The sequence below is a fragment of the Dellaglioa sp. CoH-55-MRSF-7 genome (assembly GCF_056782235.1).
Window position 1 is genome coordinate 1 of record NZ_JBXAYI010000037.1, and the last position, 602, is coordinate 602.

The window sequence follows — 602 nt, forward strand, 5'->3', positions numbered from 1 at the left end:
GTATCTACTATGGGCGATGCTTTGAAAAACGTGTCCCATGCGAAATAGCCTAGGACGCCTAGACCACCGGCAACGGCCAGACCAGCGAGCACCGCAGGATTCAGAACCAATGCTTCCAACACCAACGTGATCATGGGGCGCACCACAAGACGGATAAGCGTCTTGAAGATGTTACGCATCAACCATCGAGCGGCACCCCATAGAACGCGCGCCGCAAACCGTATAAACCGCCACAAGAACTTGGTCAGCCATTTCTTCATCTGGCGCTTCGCAAATTTGCGGATAAGGCGCGATATGAAATGATGTGTCCACTCAAGCAGATTAGCCCATATCCTTCAGGTAATTATAGATCGGCCATGTTATGAGCCGCGCCACATCACTGTGACCGTGCGACGAAGAGCTGTGCCAGTTTGCCAGACCAGCAATTGACCACTCCATTTCAGCTGCACGCTTCGGGCCCGGGTGTATGGTGTGCTCAATGAATCGCTCCAGACTCATCGGTCCTTCATCTTCTGGTTCTGGCGTTTCGTGATGATCTAGTTCGGGGTCCTGAGCGCGCCCCTGCGCATACGCGGAGGGCCCCGTCCACGCAAGGGCGTCTG

2 protein-coding genes are annotated in these 602 nt (G+C 54.8%); both read right to left on the reverse strand.

Annotation, left to right across the window (positions count from 1 at the left end; genetic code table 11):
- Window positions 1-260: hypothetical protein (locus AC1RPU_RS07735; protein WP_481769601.1), on the reverse strand; the 260-nt coding region annotated here is incomplete at its 3' end.
- A gap of 61 nt (window positions 261-321) precedes the next feature.
- Window positions 322-602 (reverse strand): hypothetical protein (locus tag AC1RPU_RS07740; protein ID WP_481769602.1); only part of this gene is annotated, 281 nt, incomplete at its 5' end.